General features: G+C 71.6%; 18 protein-coding genes. 3 read left to right on the forward strand and 15 right to left on the reverse strand.

Annotation, left to right across the window (positions count from 1 at the left end; translation table 11 throughout):
* The first annotated feature begins 229 nt into the window (after positions 1 to 229).
* Complete coding sequence (locus OG792_RS13860; RefSeq protein WP_329109929.1) at positions 230 to 1642, forward strand: xylulokinase; 1413 nt, start codon at positions 230 to 232, stop codon at positions 1640 to 1642.
* Between the two features lie 34 nt (positions 1643 to 1676).
* Here the strand turns inward: OG792_RS13860 and OG792_RS13865 are convergent, their stop codons facing one another.
* From OG792_RS13865 to OG792_RS13885, 5 genes are all read right to left on the reverse strand, one after another.
* Complete coding sequence (locus tag OG792_RS13865) at positions 1677 to 1886, reverse strand: DUF397 domain-containing protein (RefSeq protein WP_329109930.1); 210 nt, start codon at positions 1884 to 1886, stop codon at positions 1677 to 1679.
* Positions 1879 to 2757 carry a helix-turn-helix domain-containing protein gene (locus OG792_RS13870; RefSeq protein ID WP_329109931.1) on the reverse strand — a complete coding sequence of 293 codons (879 nt, stop codon included), beginning with the start codon at positions 2755 to 2757 and terminating at the stop codon, positions 1879 to 1881. The genes OG792_RS13865 and OG792_RS13870 overlap by 8 nt, the downstream gene beginning before the upstream one ends.
* A gap of 302 nt (positions 2758 to 3059) precedes the next feature.
* Entirely contained in the window at positions 3060 to 4304 is a 1245-nt protein-coding gene (locus OG792_RS13875) for an alanine racemase (RefSeq protein ID WP_329109932.1), read from the reverse strand.
* A 111-nt stretch (positions 4305 to 4415) separates the two neighbouring features.
* Complete coding sequence (locus OG792_RS13880; RefSeq protein WP_329111255.1) at positions 4416 to 5246, reverse strand: helix-turn-helix domain-containing protein; 831 nt, start codon at positions 5244 to 5246, stop codon at positions 4416 to 4418.
* A gap of 211 nt (positions 5247 to 5457) precedes the next feature.
* The gene (locus OG792_RS13885) at positions 5458 to 5697 is read right to left on the reverse strand and encodes a DUF397 domain-containing protein (protein ID WP_329109933.1); all 240 of its coding nucleotides are present in this window, start codon (positions 5695 to 5697) and stop codon (positions 5458 to 5460) included.
* A gap of 321 nt (positions 5698 to 6018) precedes the next feature.
* Here OG792_RS13885 and OG792_RS13890 point away from each other — a divergent pair, with 321 nt between their 5' ends.
* Complete coding sequence (locus OG792_RS13890) at positions 6019 to 6309, forward strand: hypothetical protein (protein WP_329109934.1); 291 nt, start codon at positions 6019 to 6021, stop codon at positions 6307 to 6309.
* 298 nt (positions 6310 to 6607) lie between these two features.
* Complete coding sequence (locus OG792_RS13895) at positions 6608 to 7516, forward strand: EamA family transporter (RefSeq protein ID WP_329109935.1); 909 nt, start codon at positions 6608 to 6610, stop codon at positions 7514 to 7516.
* A gap of 100 nt (positions 7517 to 7616) precedes the next feature.
* Here OG792_RS13895 and OG792_RS13900 read toward each other — a convergent pair whose 3' ends face one another.
* From OG792_RS13900 to OG792_RS13945, 10 genes are all read right to left on the reverse strand, one after another.
* Positions 7617 to 9149: a PQQ-dependent sugar dehydrogenase gene (locus tag OG792_RS13900; RefSeq protein ID WP_329109936.1), complete on the reverse strand. Its 1533-nt coding sequence runs from the start codon at positions 9147 to 9149 to the stop codon at positions 7617 to 7619.
* A complete protein-coding gene (locus tag OG792_RS13905; protein WP_329109937.1) occupies positions 9146 to 9775 on the reverse strand; it encodes a nucleotidyltransferase domain-containing protein in 630 nt (209 codons plus the stop codon). The genes OG792_RS13900 and OG792_RS13905 overlap by 4 nt, the downstream gene beginning before the upstream one ends.
* Positions 9776 to 9820: 45 nt before the next feature.
* The gene (locus OG792_RS13910) at positions 9821 to 10297 is read right to left on the reverse strand and encodes a hypothetical protein (protein WP_329109938.1); all 477 of its coding nucleotides are present in this window, start codon (positions 10295 to 10297) and stop codon (positions 9821 to 9823) included.
* Positions 10298 to 10439: 142 nt separating this feature from the next.
* Positions 10440 to 10796, reverse strand: coding sequence for a DUF952 domain-containing protein (locus OG792_RS13915; RefSeq protein WP_329109939.1), 357 nt, complete (start codon positions 10794 to 10796; stop codon positions 10440 to 10442).
* Positions 10797 to 10983: 187 nt separating this feature from the next.
* Positions 10984 to 11211: a ferredoxin gene (locus OG792_RS13920; protein WP_329109940.1), complete on the reverse strand. Its 228-nt coding sequence runs from the start codon at positions 11209 to 11211 to the stop codon at positions 10984 to 10986.
* Positions 11208 to 12416, reverse strand: a complete 1209-nt coding sequence (locus OG792_RS13925; RefSeq protein ID WP_329109942.1) for a cytochrome P450 — start codon at positions 12414 to 12416, stop codon at positions 11208 to 11210. Before OG792_RS13925 ends, OG792_RS13920 begins: the two co-directional genes overlap by 4 nt.
* Positions 12417 to 12610: 194 nt before the next feature.
* Complete coding sequence (locus OG792_RS13930) at positions 12611 to 14719, reverse strand: xanthine dehydrogenase family protein molybdopterin-binding subunit (RefSeq protein WP_329109943.1); 2109 nt, start codon at positions 14717 to 14719, stop codon at positions 12611 to 12613.
* The gene (locus tag OG792_RS13935) at positions 14716 to 15708 is read right to left on the reverse strand and encodes an FAD binding domain-containing protein (protein WP_329109944.1); all 993 of its coding nucleotides are present in this window, start codon (positions 15706 to 15708) and stop codon (positions 14716 to 14718) included. Before OG792_RS13935 ends, OG792_RS13930 begins: the two co-directional genes overlap by 4 nt.
* Positions 15705 to 16244 (reverse strand): 2Fe-2S iron-sulfur cluster-binding protein, encoded by a 540-nt coding sequence (locus OG792_RS13940; protein WP_329109945.1) that lies wholly within the window; start codon positions 16242 to 16244, stop codon positions 15705 to 15707. The genes OG792_RS13935 and OG792_RS13940 overlap by 4 nt, the downstream gene beginning before the upstream one ends.
* 77 nt (positions 16245 to 16321) lie before the next feature.
* A complete protein-coding gene (locus OG792_RS13945) occupies positions 16322 to 16999 on the reverse strand; it encodes an HAD family hydrolase (protein WP_329109947.1) in 678 nt (225 codons plus the stop codon).
* Between the last annotated feature and the right edge of the window lie 132 nt (positions 17000 to 17131).

Genomic DNA, 17131 nt, shown 5'->3' on the forward strand with positions numbered 1-17131 from the left:
ACGGTCAAATAATTCAGCCACTAAACAAATCCCTAGTCGCCCGGCTCCACCGGCGGTACGGGAGTCCATCCCCGACACGGTCGGCGCCGAGGCTTCGGGTCCGTCCGGCTCAACCGGTTCGCCGTCGACCTCCTGTTCCGCTCTGGCTGACGAACCGCTTCCGCTGACGAACCGCTTCCGCTGACGAACCGCTTCCGCTGACCCGTACCCGACAACCTCCGGAGGATCGGTGCCGCTTGTTGCCGGGGTCGACTCGTCGACCCAGTCGTGCAAGGTCGTCATCCGCGACGCCGAGAGCGGAGAGTCGGTGCGCGAGGGCCGCGCACCGCACCCGCACGGCACCGCCGTGCCGCCGGCCGCGTGGGAGGCCGCCCTGTCCGACGCGATTGCGCGGGCCGGCGGGCTGGACGACGTGGCGGCTGCCTCGATCGCCGGGCAGCAGCAGGGCATGGTGTGCCTGGACGCCGACGGTGCGGTGGTCCGGGACGCCGTGCTGTGGAACGACACCCGCTCGGCCGGCGCCGCCGTGGACCTGATCTCGGATCTCGGCGGGGGCGAGGCCGGGCAGCGAGCCTGGGCGGAGGCGGTCGGCCTGGTGCCAGTGGCCAGCTTCACCGTCACCAAGCTGCGTTGGCTGGCCTCGGCCGAGCCGGACAACGCCGCCCGTACGGCTGCCGTGTGTCTGCCGCACGACTGGCTGACCTGGCGACTGGCCGGCGCACCGGGGCTGGATGCGCTGCGCACCGACCGCAGCGAGGCCAGCGGAACCGGGTACTGGTCGGCCGCGACCGGTGAGTACCGTCGAGACCTGATCCGGCTGGCGTTCGGTCGCGATGATCTGCTGCTGCCACAGGTGCTCGGGCCGACCGGCCGGGCCGGGCACCTGCGCACCGGGGCGCCGCTGGGCCCCGGCGCCGGCGACTGCGCCGGGGCGGCGCTGGGTGTCGGCGCCGAACCGGGCGACGTCATCGTGTCGATCGGCACCTCCGGCATAGTGTCCACCGTCTCCGACGTGCCGGCCGCCGACCCGAGCGGCATCGTGGCCGGGTTCGCCGACACCACCGGCCGCTTCCTGCCGGTGGTGTGCACCCTCAATGCCGCCCGGGTACTGGACGCGGCCGCGACCATGCTGCGGGTGGACCACGCGGGGCTGTCCGCACTGGCGCTGTCCGCCCCGCCGGGCGCCGACGGGTTGGTCCTGGTGCCCTATCTGGAGGGCGAGCGCACACCGAACCGGCCGCGCGCCACCGGAGCCGTGCACGGCCTGACCCTGCGGACCTCGACCCCCGCACACCTGGCCCGCGCGGCGGTGGAGGGCATGCTGTGCTCGCTCGCCGACGGGCTGGACGCGATGATCGCGCAGGGCACGACGGTCAACCGGGTCATCCTGGTCGGCGGCGGCGCCCGCTCAGAGGCGGTACGCCGGATAGCGCCCACGGTCTTCGGCTGCCCCGTGCTGGTCCCACCGCTGGGCGAGTACGTCGCGGACGGCGCCGCCCGCCAGGCAGCCTGGGTGGTGTCGGGCGGGCAGCAGCCGCCGTCGTGGACGGTCGGGCAAATCCAGGTGTACGAGGCGGACCCCGTCCCGGCAGTCCGCGATCAGTACGCCGTGGCCCGCGCGAACGTCCCCGACCGAGTCTGACCGACGGCCCCATCGCCGCCACCGGAGTGGCGATTCAACCTCTGTAGCGGGCGGTAACCATGCCCGCCGCCGTCGCGCTGACAAAGCCGGCCCAGGCTGCGGGAGTGAAGGTCAGGACCGGCCCGCTCGGGTCCTTGCTGTCCCGAACCCCGACCACGCCGGACAGGTCATGGGCGACCTCGACGCAATCGCCGGCGCCGCTGCGGCTGCTCTTGCGCCAGAGCACGCCAGTAGGGTCAGTCATCGTAGGTCTCCTTGATTATTTCGGCAATCAGGTCCAGCGACTGACGAGTGTCCAGGGCGAGCTTCTTCAGTTCGTCCCAGACGTCACCGTACTCCGCCACCTCGCCGGGCTTCTCCAGATACAGTCCGCCGGTCAGGTTCTCGCTGTAGATGGTCGTCGGCTCGGGTATCCGGGTGCGGATGGCCGGGAAGTCCAGGATCACGAAGTCACCGGTGCCCCATGCCCGGTGGGGCCCGACACTTGCGGGCAGCACCCAAATCTCTACGTTCTCTGCCCGGGTGACGTTGGAGAGGTGGGCGAGTTGTCGCCGCCATTCGTCCGGGTCGCTCATCGGGCGGCGAAGCACCGACTCGTCGAGAACCACTTCCAATTCGGGCGCCCGAGGCCGGACCCGGCGCAGTAGCCGCTGCCGCTCCATCCGGGCCGCCACCTTTCGCGCCACCTCTGATTCGGTGCAGCCGGGCAGCGTACGGAAGACCGCTGTGGCGTATGCCTCGGTCTGCAACAGCCCCGGTACCAGCCCTGTCGCGTAGTGCCGGATCTGCGAGGCGGCGGACTCCAGCCCTACGTACAGTTCGAACCAGCGGGGTATCGCGTCGCCGTACGCCTGCCACCAGCCGTCCGACTTCGCTTCCCTGGCCAGGCCGACAAGTGCCTCGGTCAGGTCCGGAGTGGCGCCGTAGAGGCGGCACATCTGCTCCACGTCGAGTGTCCGCAGTGGTACCTGTCCGCCCTCGATCCGGTACATCTTGGCGCGGCTCCACTCCAGGTCACGTGCGGCAGCCTCAAGGTGCACCTGCGCCTCCTCCCGGGCCTGCCGCAGATACCTTCCGAGTTGCCGCCGGGGAACAGTAGATCCGATCTCGCCCACCAATACCCCTCACAGTCTCATTCCGAGCGCGTTTTCCGTCTCACCTGAGACACCCGACCCGCCTAGAACGAGTCACCATCGAATGTCCCAATGAGACTCTTCGCCCGACAGATCCCATCGACCCCCGACCCTAAAACGAACCCGCTTGATCAGGTGCTCCCGTACCCCGTTTTTGTTGTTGACCATGAAGTTAGCGACGGAAATCGGGCCGAAAAAGTGCGCTAACTTCATGATCAACGGGGCGGGGTGCGCGGCGGGCCAGGGGTGGGGTGGGGTGGGGCGGGGCGGGGAGTGGGGGTGGGTCAGGGGTGGAGGTGGGTTCTGGTGGCTGGGGGGTGGGAGAGGAAGGTGGGCATGGCGAATTCCCAGCCGTAGGAGCCGGCCATGGGGAAGACGACCAGGTCGCCGGGGCGGACCGAGGTGACCGTTACGTCGCGGGCGAGGGTGTCCTCGGTGGTGCAGAGTTCGCCGACCACGGTTACCGGGTGATCGCGTACCTCGGGGCGGGGGTACGGGTGCGGCCAGTGCTCCACCGGCAGGATCGCGAACCGGTGCGGGATGTCCCACGATGTCGGCAACTGGAAATGGTTGATACCGCCGCGCAGCACCACGAACCAGGTCCCGTACGCGTGCTTCACGTCGACCACCTCGGCGGCGTACCAGCCGGCGTCGGTGACCAGGTAACGCCCCGGTTCCAAGAGCACCCGGCAGTCCGGCGGCGGGGTGAGGTCGGCGACCCGGCTTCCGAACTCCTTCACGTCGAACGGTTCCTCGCCGCCGAACGGCACCCCGAGCCCACCGCCGACGTCGACAATCCGCAGGTCCAGCCCGTGTGCGGCGGCGGTACGCCGGCTCCAGTCCAGGCACCAGGCCACGTAGGCGGCATGCGCGACCGGGTCGAGGTTGTTGCCCACCACGTGTACGTGGAAGCCGACCACCCGCAGCCGGGGCAGGCTGGCGGCGAGTCGCAGCACGTCCGGCACCTCGGCCTCGGGGATGCCGAACTGGGTGGCGGCTCCGCCCATGGTCAGCGCGCCGGTGACCGCGACCGTGGCCGGGTTGACCCGCAGCGCCACGTCGACCCGGCGGTCCAGCCGGTCGGCCACCGCCTGTAACCGGTGCAGTTCCAGCGGACTTTCCACGTTGACCACGTCAACATCGAGGTCGATCAGCCGGTGCAGCAGCCGCTCGGTCTTGGCCGGACCGGCGGCGACCATCAGCCGCCCGCCGTTGCCGGCGTCCGGGCGTACCTGTCGGGCGAGCGTCGCCTCCTCGGCGGAGGCGACCTCGAACCCGTCGACGTACGGGGCGAGCGCGTGCACCAGCGGGGGATAGGAGTTGGCCTTCACCGCGTAGCAGACCCTGGCCCACTCGGGCAGTGCCGTACGCAGCTCGGTGGCCCGCCTGACCGCAACCGCGGGGTCGTACAGGTAGCCGCTGACCGGGTCGGCCGTGTGGGTGCCGGACAGCAGGTGGTCGCGGACGGCCGGGGGCAGGTCCGCCGCGGTGAGCGCCGGTCGTCCGGCGGCGGAGGGGGGCAGGTCCACGGGTTTCCCTTTGGCTCAGGCGAGCCTCACCCTATCCCGCTGCCCCGGCCCGTCGGACAGCCAGGTCAGCGCCCCTGCCAGCGGCTACGGGCACAACCCCGGCGTCGTCGGTCAGCCTTCGAGTTCGGCCAGGATGCGGGTCAGGATCTCCGGCGTACGCGCGGGTGGCTCGGCCTCCACGCAGACCTGTTCCATCGCCGCGGCGTAGTGGTCGACGTCGTCGCGCTTGTCCAGGTAGAGCGCGCTGGTGAGCTGTTCGATGTAGACCACGTCGGGCAGGTCCCGGTCCGGGAAACGCAGGATGCTGAACGCCCCGCCGGCCGCGGCGTGGCCGCCGGAGGCGAACGGCATCACCTGGAGCCTGACGTTCGGCAGGCTGGTCGCCTCGATCAGGGCGTTGATCTGGCCCCACATCACCTTGGGCCCGCCGATCGGGCGGCGCAGCGCGGCCTCGTCCACCACCGCCCAGAGCTGCGGCGCGTCCGGACGGGTGAGTAGTTGTTGCCGCGCCATCCGCAGGTTGACCCGGCGCTCGACCTCCTCCTGCGAGGCTGCCCGGTGGCCGAGCAGGACGACCGCGCGGGCGTAGTCGCGGCTCTGTAGCAGGCCGGGGACGAACTGCACCTCGTAGGTACGGATGAGCGACGACGCGGCCTCCAGGCCCAGGTACGACTGGAACCACTGGGGGAGGATGTCGCCGTACCGGTGCCACCAGCCGGGCTCGTTGGCGTCGCGGGCCAGCCCGAGCAGTACGGCGCGCTCCCCGTCGTCGTGTACGCCGTAGAGGGTGAGCAGGTCGGCCACGTCGCGTTCCTTGAAGCCGACCCGGCCCAGCTCCATCCGGCTGATTTTCGACTCGGAGGCGCGGATCTCCCAGCCGGCGGTCTCCCGGCTGACCCCGTTGGCCTCGCGGAGCCGACGCAACTGGGCGCCGAGCAGCATGCGTAGCACGGTGGGACCGGTGGCGGTCTCCCCGTCGGGCCGAGTAGTCGTCAATGCACCGACCTCCCGATGCTGCGCCCGGCCCGAGATGGCCGGCTTTTCTGCCGCGTAAGCATGCCATGACGGCGTGCCGTGCGGGACCAACGGGAGGTCCCGAATATTCGTCGGGCTCCCGACCTGGACGGATCCGAGGAACACCGGTAGTGCGCGGTTATCCGATCAGGTGGTCGAAGTCGCCGTCGCGCGCACCGAGAATGAAGGCGGTGATCTCGTCGGGGGTGTAGATGAGGGCCGGGCCCTCGGGGTCCCTGGAGTTACGGACCGCTATCCCGGCACCACCGGGTAGTTCCGCCAGTTCGACGCAGTTCCCGCTCGGATTGCTGCGGCGGCTCTTCCGCCAGGCGATGGGCGGTAGCTCGGTGGCTGGGATCCCGTTGTATGGCTGATTCATCGAAGTCTCTCTCAACGGCCAGGACGGGCCGGGGTCGGTCAGGTTGCGGCCCGGGATCCGGTTCCCGGGCGGAGGTGGGCGGCGCGGTAACGCTCCCTCTCTCGACCGCGTTGCATGGTCATCTGCACGTGCATCTGCTCTTGCGTCTGCATCGCACAGCGAGCATGATAGCGCTTGTGTAGGTGTGCCCGGTTACTCACGGTTAGTAATGGGAGGGTGGGTTAGCCCGTGACCGTTCAACTGCTCGGGGTTACCGTCACCCGAGCCGACACGAGCGCCGACCACCCGACCAGCCGCGCAACGACAGGAGGCTAGGCAGAGATGGCCGTACCGACCATCGACCCGAACCAGCGTGCACCGCACGAGGTGGTACCCACCGACAGTTACCAACCGACAGACCCGGTCTGGATCTTCCGGTCCGGCACCTGGCGCGCCGGTGTTGTCGAGGTCGCCTCGGCGGGAGCCGCCACGGTCACCTACCGCCCCAGTGGCGCCCGGGGGACAGGTGTGGACACCCTGACCGCCCGGTACGTGCTGCCCCGCGCCGACCTCGACCCGCTCGACGCGGTGAGCGGCATGCAGCGCCGACTCGACGTGGCCGACCTGCGCTGATCCGTACCGGCACGGGCGCCTCGACGACGCAGCGCCCGGTGCCGCCGGACGTTCCCCCGGCCGGCGTCGTCGACATGCGGGCCGGGTGCGGGCCCTGCACGGTCCCGGCTACAGTGACGCCGTGCAGCGAAGCTTCCCGATTTCCCCGCCCCGCTCCTGAGCGGGGCCGTGCGCCTTTCGCGTCACGCCGTCTGAGCTGACGCCGCCCGTACGCCGGGCCGGTTCGTCGTGCCCCGCTTCCGCGACCAATTCCTTCTCGTCGCAGGAGCGTCTCTCCATGCTTGTCTCATCAACGCCGATGGCGGCTGCCCGCCACCGGACCGGTAGTGGTCTGTCCTATCTCGCCCTTGCCGGAGTGCTGTGGGGAACCGGCGGGCTGCTCGGCAGTCTGCTCGGCCGGCACGCCGGCCTGTCCCCGGTGGCGGTCGCCACCTACCGCCTGCTGGTGGGCGGTGCACTGCTCGTCCTGGTCCTGCTGCTCTCCGGTCGGCCGCTGCCGCGCAGCCGGCCGGCGTGGTCCCGGATCGCCGTACTCGGGCTGCTGTTCGCCGGCTACCAGGTCTGCTACTTCGGTGCGGTGGCCCTGACCTCGGTCTCGCTGGCCACCCTGGTCACCATCGGCACCTCGCCGGTGCTCGTACTGGCCGCCGACTGGGCGACCAGCCGGCGCCGGGCCAGCCGACGGATGATCGGCACCGTCTGTCTGGCCGTCGTCGGGCTGGGCCTGCTGGTGGGGCTGCCGGCCGGCGGACACACGCCGGGCGCCGTACTGGGCAGTGCCGGGCTGGCGCTGCTGTCCGCCGCCGGGTTCGCCACCGTCACCCGACTCGGCACCCGGCCGGTCGCCGGGTTGGACGAGCAGGCGGCGGTGGGCATCGGATTCGGGGTCGGAGGTCTGCTCGTGGCGCCGTTCGCGGTCGCCACGGTCGGGCTGGGCTTCCAGCCGAGCCTGCTCACCGTGGGGCTGCTCGTCGCCCTCGGAATCGCGCCGACCGCGCTGGCGTACACGCTGTACTTCCGTGGTCTGCGTACCGTCGCCGCCAGCACCGCCGTGGTGCTGGCGCTGCTGGAGCCGTTGACCGGCGCGCTGCTGGCGGCGGTGCTGCTGGACGACCGGCTCGGCGCGGCCGGCATCGCCGGGGCGGTCCTGCTCGCGGTCGCGGTGCTCCTCGCCGGCAGTGCGTCCGGACGGTCCGGGACGAGCTGACCGGCTCCGGCTGATCGTGCCGGTGGGTCGCCGACGTCGGTCGGCGACCCACCGGGTACGGCTGCCGTCGTGCCGGCGGTCGACCGGCCGGCACGACGGGTCAGCCGGCGCCGCAGACGGTCCCGTTCAAGCGGAACTCGGCTGGTCGCGGGGTGTTGCCGGAGTGGTTCGCCTGGAAGCCGAGGGTGGTGCTCGCGTTGGTGGCGATGGCGCCGTTCCAGGTGGCGTTGCGGGCGCTGACGTTCTGGCCGCTCTGGGTGATCACGGAGTTCCACGCGCTGGTGACCTGCTGGCCGCCGGTGAAGGCCCAGGTCAGGGTCCAGCCGTTCAGTGCCGGCCCACGGTTGGTGATGGTCAGGTTCGCGGTGAACCCGGTCGACCACTGGTTCGTCGCCCAACCCACGGTGCAGGAGCTGCCGGCCGGCGGAGGTGTGGTCGGCGGAGCCGTGGTGGGTGGTGCCGTGGTGGGCGGGGGTGTGGTCGGCGGTGCGGTGGTCGGCGGAGCCGTGGTGGGCGGTGCGGTGGTGGGCGGGAGCGTGCTGGTGGGCGGGGCGTCCAGCGGCGGGAAGCGCAGGACCCGGTCGTCGGTCGTCGCCGGCGTACCGCGCCCGTCGCGGTTGCTGGTGCTCACCCAGAGCCACCCGTCCGGGCCGTACGCGACCGTACGCAGCCGCCCGTACTGGCCGGTGAGCTGGGCGACCGGGGTGCCGGCGCCGCCGTTGCCGGTCAACGGCACGGTCCACAGCCGGGTGCCGCGCAGGGCGGCGACGAACAGCCGGTTGCCGGCGATGGCGGCACCGCTCGGGGACGCCTCTGCCGTGGTCCAGGCGACGATCGGGTCGCGGAAGCGCGGGTCGTTCGCCCGGCCCTCCACGGTCGGCCAACCGTAGTTGCCGCCCGGCACTATCTGGTTCACCTCGTCCCAGGTGTTCTGCCCGAACTCGCTGGCGTAGAGCCGGCCCTGCCCGTCCCAGGCCAGCCCCTGTACGTTGCGGTGGCCGAGGCTGTAGACCAGCGACCCGGCGGTCGGGTTGTCCGTCGGTACGCCGCCGTCCGGCCGCATCCGCAGGATCTTGCCGTTGCGGCTCTGCGGGTCCTGGGCGCTGCCGGTCTGGCCGGCGTCGCCGACCCCGGCGTAGAGCATCCCGTCCGGACCGAACCCGATCCGCCCGCCGTCGTGGATGGCCGCGCGGGCCAGCCCGGTCAGGATCGGTGTCTGGGTCTGCGGTGCGGTCAGCCGGAAGCGGACGATCCGATTGTCGCTGCTGGAGGTGAAGTACGCGTACACGTAGCCGTCCTGGCCGTAGCTGGGCGACACGGCGAGCCCGAGCAGGCCGGCCTCACCGGTTGCCGCGACCCCGGAGATCAGGGCCACCTGCTGGGGTGTCTGGCCGGGGCGGAGCTGGAGCACCCGTGCGCTGTTGCGTTCGGCGACCAACGCGCTACCGTCGGGCAGGAACGCCATTCCCCACGGGGTCTGGAGGTTGGTGGCGACCACCTGGGGGCGGGTGAAGTCGAAGTCTCCGATCGCGGCGACCCCGACTCCGCCGGCCGCCGGTGCGGTCACGGCGACCAGCCCGGCGACACCGACGCCGATCGCGGTGGCCAACCCGACAATGAGGCGACCTCTCATCTCCACCCTCCCGAATTACGACGACGACCGTCAATGTAATGACGATCGTCAATGTAACACGGGATGCGTGGGAGCGTGCCCAGGGCGCCGGCCGGTGGCAGAGCCCGGCCGAGCCGGAGGATGTCGGCCCGGTCCTTGTCCCGGCGGGGCATCGTGGGCACCCAGACCGGCATCATCCGCTTGATCTCGATCTGGGCGGCCGCCGCGATGATCGGGCAGGACAGCCCGGCGAGCCGACCGGGCGCCGCGTCGAGCATCCCGTCCGGCCAGGGCTCACCGGCGTACGGTCCACCGGCCACCACCACCCACCCGGTCCCGTCCCGGTCGAGCAGCGCGATTCCCAACTCGACGTCGCCCCGGACGAGGTCGCGCTGCTGCTCCGGCGGTGCGCCACCGGTCGCCCGGAAGCCGAGGTCGGCCAGTGCGTCGGACAACCGGTCGGCGTCCGCCGCCCAACAGAACCAGTCGACGTCGACGTGCTCGCGGGTCTGCGACCCGAGGAAGAAGTCCATCGCCCAGCCGCCGCGCAGCCAGACCTCGATCCGCTCCCGCTCGGCCAGGTCAAGCACCTCGGCGATCGCCCGCAGTTGCCGCCCGGAGAGGTCGTCCCGGTCCGGCTCACGCATGGAGATCAGGTGTCCCCGTTCCCGGCCGGTCGGCCGTCGTCCGGATCAGCCGCCGTCGACGGGGTCGTCCCCGTCGGTCAGCGTGAACAGCCAGCGCGCCGGGTCGGCGGGTCGTCGTCGACGGGGCCGGAACGGGACCTGCCCGAGCCCCTGCTCGGCGTCGCCGAAGCGAAGGGTGTACGACTCGATCCGGTCCGCCGTCGCGGCCACGCCCAGTGCGCCGAGAAACGGCTCGGCCCACTGACTGCGCCCCTTGCCCCAGATCATCATCGCCCGGACCTGGATCCCGAGCGGCGGGGTGACCGTGACGGACTCGGGGAGCAGCCCGTCCACGTACCGGTGGCGGGTCCAGCCGGGATGGTCGCGCAGCAGGCCGTTGAGAAACCATTCCAGTTGGGCGCAGACCCGTTGCAGCCGTTCCTGCCCGACCGCCGAGTTCCGATCGATCATGGAAAGATATGCCCGGACCCCGACCGCGAGTTCGGCACGAAGATCGTCGAGCGCGTCGTCGGATTCACCCACGTCGGGACCACCGTGATCGACGGGGATTCGGGCGAGGCGTATTCATGGCGTTCAGTGTGGCGCAGACCACGAACTATTTCTGCCCGGTTTTTCCAATGGCGTGAGCGTGTTTCACATTTCCCCGTACGGCGGTGGGTCGGGTTCAGGTGAGCAGGGTGGACACCGCGTCCGGCACCGGAAGGTGCTCCGGCAGTGGCGTCGCCGTCACCACCGCGTCGGTCGGGAGCGGCCCGTACAGGTGCGGGAAGAGTGCTCCGCCACGGGACGGTTCCCAGCGTAGGTCGGCGTCGAGCCGGTCGGCGGCGACGGTCAGCAGGACGAGGTGGGACTGGCCGGCGAAGTGCCGGGCCGCCGTCTCGACCACCTGGTCCCGCCCGGAGAGGTGGATGAAGCCGTCCCGGCGGTCGACCGCCGAACCGTCGTACCGGCCCAGGGCTTCGGCTTCGGCCCACTCGGCGGCCGCCAGCAGCTTGTAGATCCTCCGGTCGGTCTCAGCCACCGGTCACCACCCGGCGCCACATCGGATCGGCGAGCACGGCCATGACCACCTCTTCCTCGGGTACGACCCGCACCGTACCCGATCGCACGATCCCGTCGGCTCAAGCTCGCCCGCCGGCTCCCGCCGCTCGGTACGGCCCGACCCGGTGTCGTCGGGCGGGCCGCACCGAGTACGGGGATTCCCCGGCTCAGGCCTCCGGCGCGATCAGCCGGTCGTCGGTCGAGTCGCGTACGGTGATCGCCTCCACCGGGCAGGAGTCGGCCGCGTCGGCGACCTCGTCGGCCGGCACGATCGTCTCGGCGACCGGGGTGGAGAGCCCGTCGACCAGGACGAAGTGTTTCGGCGCGGTGTGGGCGCAGATTCCCGAACCGATGCAGCGGCGCGCGTCCACCCGGACCCGCCAGTCGGCGCTCACCACTGCACCGGCAGGTGCTTGAGGCCGCGGACCAGCATTCCGCTCTTCCAGGTCAGCTCCGCCGGCGGCACGGCCAGCCGCAGTCCGGGCAGCCGGTCCAGCAGCGTACCGATGGCCACCTGCAACTCCATCCGGGCCAGCTGCGCACCGAGGCAGTGGTGTACGCCGTGTCCGAAGCCCATGTGCGGGTTGTGTTCGCGGGTGAGGTCGAGCCGGTCCGGGTCGGCGAAGACCCGCTCGTCCCGGTTGGCCGAGCCGAGTTCGACGATCACCGGTTCGCCCGCCCGGACCAGCACCCCGCCGAGTTCGACGTCCTCCAGCGCGTACCGGGCGAAGCCGGAGCCGGCCCCGAGCGGCACGTGGCGGAGCAGTTCCTCGATCGCGCCGGGCAGCAGCGTACGGTCGGCCCGCAGCCGCTCCAGCTCCTGCGGGTGGCCGAGCAGGGTGTAGACGAAGTTCGGGATCTGGGTCACGGTCGTCTCGTGCCCGGCGGCGAGCAGACCGGCCGCCAGCCGCACCATCTCCTCCTCGGTCAACCGGCCCTGGTCGGCGTCGCGGGCCCGGACCATCGCGCCGAGCAGGTCGTCGGTCGGCTCCTCGCGGCGCTGCGCGATCAGCCCGCCCATGTACGCGTGCAGGTTGCCGTAGTACTCCTGGATCGTCTCCGGGGGCAGCGAGGTGGTGGAGACGATCGCCTCGGACCAGAGGTGGAACCTGTGTTCGTCGGCGACCGGCACCCCGAGCAGCTCACAGATGACCCGGATCGGCAGCGGGGTGGCGAAGTGCTCGACCAGGTCGGCCGGCGGGCCGGTGGTGATCATCTCGTCGACCAGCTCGTCGGCGATCTGCTGGGTACGCGGCCGCAACTGCTCCACCCGGCGGGCGGTGAACGCCTTCGTGACCAGCGTACGGATCCGGGTGTGCTCCGGTGGGTCCATGCTGAGGATGCCGGTGGCGAGCCGTTGCTGCGTACTGCGCGGCTCGTCGCGGGATGCGGCGGCGGCCCGGCTGAACCGGGGATCACCGAGCACCACCCGTACGTCGGCGTAGCGGGTGGCCAGCCAGGCGTCCTCGCCGTACGGCATCCGGATCCGGGTCAGCGGTTCGTGCTCGCGTAGCTGCGCGTAGTGCGGGTCGAGGTCCAGGCGTTCGGGTGGGTGGAACGGATAGGCGCGGGCGCTCGACGCCTGCTGGGTTTCCGTCACCGTGGCTCCCTATCGTCAGATTGCGCATACTCAGATGACGCGTACGACGTGCGGTGGCGCGACCATGACGCGGGGGCTCACCTCGGGTCATGCTCCGAGTACGGATGGTAGCGAAACATGTGCATTTATGCTACCGGCGGTCATCGATGCCGTGATCGACATCGCGACGGTCCACGATGGACCCCGGCGGGTCGCTAACCAGCGAGAGCGGTGACCCCGGCCAGCAGCTTGTCCAGCCGGACCGGCAGCTCCCGGACCCGTACGCCGGTCGCGTGGTAGACCGCGTTCGTGACGGCGGCGGCCGAACCGACGATGCCGATCTCCCCGACGCCCTTGATGCCGAGCGGGCCGAGATGCGGATCGTCCTCCTCGACCCAGTGCGCCTCGATCCGCTCCACGTCCGCGTTCGACGTGATGTGGTAGGTCGCCAGGTCGTGGTTGACCCAGTCGCCGAAGCGGGGGTCGAGCAGCCCCTCCTCGTGCAGCGCCATCGAGATGCCCATGGTCATGCCGCCGATCAGCTGGGACCGGGTGGTGGTGGGGTTGACCACCCGCCCGACGCCGAACACGCCGAGCATCCGGCCCACCCGGATCTCGCCACTGTCCACGTCGACCCGTACCTGCACGAAGTGGGCGCCGAAGGCGTAGCGCGCGTACGACGGGTCGGCAGTCAGGGCACCGGTCTCCGGGGTGGTGTTCGCCTCGACCCGTACCTCCTCGGTGGGGGTCCGGTCGCCGAGCCGTTCCCGCAGCTCCCGGCACGCCTTGACCACCGCCCAACTCCACGATGCCATGCCGGTCGAGCCGCCGGCCACCGGCGCCCAGGGCAGTCGACTGTCGCCGATCTGGACCCGGACCCGGTCGGCCGGCGCACCGAGCGCGTCGACGGCCACCTGCCAGAGCGCCGTACGGGCTCCGGTGCCGATGTCGGCGGCGTTGGTCCGGACCAGGTAGGTGCCGTCCGGGTTGGCCTGGGCCGAGGCCGACGAGGCACCGGCGCGGGCCGGATAGCTGCTGCCCGCCACACCGCTGCCGTGCAGCCACCGGCCCCGACGGTCGGCTCCGACGGTCGGATCCCGGTCCGCCCAGCCGAACCGCCGCGCCCCCTCGCGCAGGCAGGCGACCAGGTTGCGACTGCTGTACGGGCGACCGTCCTCGGGATCGACCACGGCGTCGTTGCGGATCCGCAGCTCCACCGGGTCCACCCCGCAGGCGACCGCCAACTCGTCCATCGCCGACTCCAGCGCGAACGAGCCGGGGCACTCGCCCGGCGCCCGCATCCACGACGGCGTCGGTACGTCCAACCGGGTGATCCGGTGACTGGTACGCCGGTGCGGGGCGGCGTACATGCCCCGGGTGTAGACGGCGGTCTGCTCGGCGAACTCGGTTGTCGTCGACGTCTGGCTGATCGCGTCGTGGGCGATGGCGGCGAGCCGGCCGTCCGCGTCGGCGCCGAGCCGGATCCGCTGGATGGTCGGGGTGCGGTAGCCGACCAGGGAGAACTGCTGCTGTCGGGTGAGCGCCAGCCGTACCGGCCGGTCGACCGCGCGGGCGGCCATCGCGGCCAGCACCGACTGGCAGCGCGGCGTGCCCTTCGAGCCGAAGCCGCCGCCGACGTGCCGGCTGATCACCCGCACCGATCCCGGCGGCACGTCGAACAGGGCGGCCAGCGTCCCGACGACCGGCGTCGAGCCCTGGTTGGAGTCGTGCAGCACCAGCTCCCCGTCCCGCCACTGTGCGGTGGCGGCGTGCGGCTCCATCGGATTGTTGTGGTACGCCGGGGTCCGGTAGGTGTGGTCGACGCGTACCTCGGCGGCCTCGAAACCGGCCTCGAAGTCGCCGACGAAGGTGTCGGTGGGGTAGGCCGGGTTGACGTGGCCGGGTCTGTACAGGCCCGGATGAGTCTCGGTCAGCACCGTGCTGTGCGGCAGGGTGTCGTAGTCGAGCCGGACCCGACCGGCCGCCTCCCGGGCCGTTTCCAGCGTCTCGGCCACCACCAGCGCCACCACCTGGCCCCGGAAGTGCACCTCGGGGCGCTGCAACAGGAACAGGTCGACGTCGGACTCCGCGTGCAGCCGGGGCGCGTTGGCGTACCAGAGCACGGCCAGCACACCGGGCGTGGCCAGCGCCTCGTCCGCGTCGAGCCGGGTGATCCCGGCCCGTACCACGCTGGCCTGCACCGGCCAGGCGTAGACGACGCCGTCGACCGGGTACTCGACCGCGTACCTGGCCGTGCCGGTGACCTTCTCCCGGCCCTCCAGTCGGGTGTGCGGTTGGCCGACGGCACCGGTCGGCGCGGTCACCGGGGGGCCGTCTCGGCCAGGTCGGCGAGCGTACGCACGGTCAGGTTGCGGATCAGCGGCACCTTGAAGCCGTTGTGCGGCAACGGTCGGGCGGCGGCCAACTCCTCGTCGGCGGCCAGGCCGAAGCTCTCCACCGTGGCCGGTCGCCCGCGCAGCGCCTCCTCGGCCAGCCGGGCCCGCCAGGGTCGGTGCGCCACCGCCCCGTACGCGATCCGGACGTCGCGGACGAGGTCCCCGTCCAGGTCGAGCACGGCCGCCACCGAGCCGACCGCGAAGGCGAACGAGGCCCGGTCGCGCGCCTTGCGGTAGGTCGACCGCCGGGCGTACGGCAGGGCCGGAATCCGTACGCCGGTGACCAGACCTCCGGGTGCCATGGTGGTCTCCCGGTCGGGTCGGTCGCCGGGCAGCCGGTGGAACTCGGTCAGCGGGATCTCCCGGGCGCCGTCCGGCTCCAGCACCTCGACCCGTGCGTCCAGTGCGGCCAGGGCCACCGCCATGTCCGAGGGATGGGTCGCCACGCACGACGGTGACCAGCCGAGGATGGCCAGGTCCCGGTTCTGGCCGTCGAGCGCGGAGCAGCCGGCGCCGGGTTCCCGCTTGTTGCACGGTTTGCCGACGTCCTGGAAGTAGACGCACCGGGTCCGTTGCAGCAGGTTGCCGCCGACGGTGGCCATGTTGCGCAGTTGACCGGAGGCGGCCGCGAGCAGGGCCCGGGTCAGCACCGGGAAGTCGCGCCGGACCACCGGATGGGCGGCCAGGTCGCTGTTGCGTACGGTCGCTCCGATCCGCAGCGCGCCGTCGGGCAGGGGCTCGACCGAGCCCAGCGGCAACCGGGTCACGTCGACCAGCAGCCGGGGGCGTTGCACGCTCAGTTTCATCTGGTCGACCAGGTTCGTACCGCCGCCCAGGTAGGCCGCTTCGGGCTCGCCGGCCACCAGCCGTACGGCCTCGGCCGGGTCGGTGGCCCGGTGGTAGCGGAACGTCCTCACCGGGTCACCTCCGCCGTGGCGGTCGCCCGGATCGCCGCCACGATCTGCGGGTACGCCGCGCAGCGGCACAGGTTGCCGCTCATCCGTTCGCGGATCTCCTCGTCGGTGAGCCGGACCGGTCCGGCGGCGGCGACGTCCTCGGTCACCACGCTGGGCCAGCCCCGGCGGACCTCGTCGAGCATGCCGGTGGCCGAGCAGAGCTGGCCGGAGGTGCAGTAGCCGCACTGGAAGGCGTCGTGGTCGACGAAGCACTGTTGCAGTGGCCGCAGGTTGCCGCGATCGGCCAGGCCCTCCACGCTCACCACCGCCGAGCCGGACACCGCCACCGCGAAGATCAGGCAGCTCTTCACCCGGCGGCCGTCGAGCAGCACGGTGCACGAGCCGCACTGGCCGTGGTCGCAGCCCTTCTTCGCCCCGATCAGCCCCAACTGCTCACGCAGCGCGTCGAGCAGGGTGGTCCGGTTGTCCAGTCGGAGGCGCTGCTGCTCGCCGTTGACGGCCAACGTGACCGACGACCGCTCTGTCACCTCGGGCATGCCGACCACGCCTCCCGCCCGTTCCTCCGGATACGCGCAGATTATCCGGTTTGTCGGCGACGGGGGCTCGATCGGGCTTAACCGTCGCTCGCTCCGGCACCCGGCGCCGCGTCGCGTACGGCCTGGTCGGTCAGGTCGCGGATGGTCGGCACGACCAGCGTGGCGAGCCGCTCGGCGTCCGGGTCGATCGGGTACGCCGCGTGCGGTACGGCCACCACCCGGGTACCCGCCGCGCTGGCCGACCGGATGCCGTTGGAGGAGTCCTCGATCGCGACGCAGCGGGCGGGGTCGAAGCCCAGTCGCTGCGCCACCCGCAGGTACACGTCCGGTGCCGGCTTGCCCCTCGGCACCTGTTCGGTGGAGAGCGTCACCGTGAACGCGTCGGTGAGCCCGGTGGCCCGCAGCGCCGCCTCGATCAGCCGGGCCGGCGACGAACTGGCCAGCCCCATCGGCCAGCTCGCGGCGAGCCGGCGGACCACCTCGTCGGCACCGTCGATCAGCGGTACGTGATCGAGGTAGCGCCGGGCCATCTCGTCCACCACCTCGGTGGCGACCTGCTCCGGCGACCGGTCGACGCCGAGCTCGGTGCTGAGGTAGCGGGCCCACTCGCCGGTGCTCATCCCCATCAGCCGGCGCTGGCTGTCCGGCTGCCACTGCCCGCCGTGATCGGCGACGTAGCGCCGGCGGACCTCCTCCCACACCGGTTCGGAGTCCACGATCACGCCGTCCAGGTCAAAGATCACCGCGTCCGTCACAGGCCCATCGTGCCCGATCACCGGGCCCGGTGTCTCCCCCGGCGCCGACATACCCGGATCCGACTGGTCTATTCGCCGCCGGACCGGGTAATCGCGCTCTGTCCGGCATCAATCCGAATGCGCGTTGCGCGT

Origin of the sequence: Micromonospora sp. NBC_01699 (assembly GCF_036250065.1) — a bacterium.
Taxonomy (GTDB): Bacteria; Actinomycetota; Actinomycetes; order Mycobacteriales; family Micromonosporaceae; genus Micromonospora_G.

Coding starts and splice junctions, on each gene's coding strand:
- OG792_RS13865 (WP_329109930.1), bottom strand. CDS start 1,886: ATGACTGACCCTACTGGCGTGCTCTGGCGCAAGAGCAGCCGCAGCGGC.
- OG792_RS13880 (WP_329111255.1), bottom strand. CDS start 5,246: ATGCTGCTCGGCGCCCAGTTGCGTCGGCTCCGCGAGGCCAACGGGGTC.
- OG792_RS13885 (WP_329109933.1), bottom strand. CDS start 5,697: ATGAATCAGCCATACAACGGGATCCCAGCCACCGAGCTACCGCCCATC.
- OG792_RS13890 (WP_329109934.1), top strand. CDS start 6,019: ATGGCCGTACCGACCATCGACCCGAACCAGCGTGCACCGCACGAGGTG.
- OG792_RS13895 (WP_329109935.1), top strand. CDS start 6,608: ATGGCGGCTGCCCGCCACCGGACCGGTAGTGGTCTGTCCTATCTCGCC.
- OG792_RS13900 (WP_329109936.1), bottom strand. CDS start 9,149: ATGAGAGGTCGCCTCATTGTCGGGTTGGCCACCGCGATCGGCGTCGGT.
- OG792_RS13905 (WP_329109937.1), bottom strand. CDS start 9,775: ATGCGTGAGCCGGACCGGGACGACCTCTCCGGGCGGCAACTGCGGGCG.
- OG792_RS13940 (WP_329109945.1), bottom strand. CDS start 16,244: ATGCCCGAGGTGACAGAGCGGTCGTCGGTCACGTTGGCCGTCAACGGC.